Source organism: Aerococcus sp. L_32, assembly GCF_050689315.1.
Window position 1 is genome coordinate 1 of record NZ_JBOEQF010000713.1, and the last position, 915, is coordinate 915.

The following is a 915-nucleotide window of genomic DNA, read 5'->3' on the forward strand; positions in this document are numbered from 1 at the left end:
ATTCTTACCTTATAATTATGATTTAGAAAATAATTCGACTACAACTTATGATGCAGCCTTCCAATATGACGCTGTAGGGAACTTAGCGCTAACAGCGCCATTGTCAGTGGACCAATCAATTAATACTTTCAATACGACGGTGAATTTTGATGAAAGTCTCTTTAACCAATTGGATATGTCAAATGCCATTGTACCAGCAGAAGATGTCGACAAGGTCAGCATTGTTGTACAAGTGGCACGCATCATGGAAGATCTGTTTAAAGGCTGGATGGAAGATATCCAAGGCGTTTTTAGTTAACAACAATATAGATTTTCAAGAAATGAAATACATCGTATTGCTCAAAGGATTTATAAATTTATCTAGAGACGGACACACCTCGTTTTTTATACAGGCTTAAACAACGTTGTTTGTAAAAGATCTAGGCAAGATACACGTTTGCGAGTGCCGTAATTAACAAATCTATTGTTTGTATTTAGGTAAGATAACGATCTGATTTGTAGTCTAAAAGTACTGGTATTACAAAACTAAACAAATCTCATGAATATGATGTTTTGAATGTGTGACTGTTAGGGGTTGGAATGCTACTATAATGATGCTTCTGATATGTTGATTAAGATAAATTCAAGTTTTATAAATATTTTTTCGCTAAAGTCATGATATCATGTCATGGCTTTTATACGTGTCTAGAGAAGCGTATTTGTGACTTTATAAGGAAGGGTGCGTTGTACTAAGCAACGTAGATTTGAATGTTGCTTAATTTTGCATAGGTGAAGTGGTAGGCACAGGGGAAAATTCCAACTATCTATAAATAGCTTTTTTTCTAGCTCTGCACAAGTCTAAACGAATTTATGAGCACCTAATTTGGCACAATTGACTTTTATTTGCCTTAAATATATAATGGAGGCAATATAAGG

The 915-nt window shown here is 34.3% G+C and carries 1 pseudogene; it reads left to right on the top strand.

The annotated features are described in order from the left end of the window. Positions 1 to 298, top strand: a pseudogene (locus ACRCJ0_RS15915) (D-alanyl-D-alanine carboxypeptidase family protein); the annotation flags it as partial. Between the last annotated feature and the right edge of the window lie 617 nt (positions 299 to 915).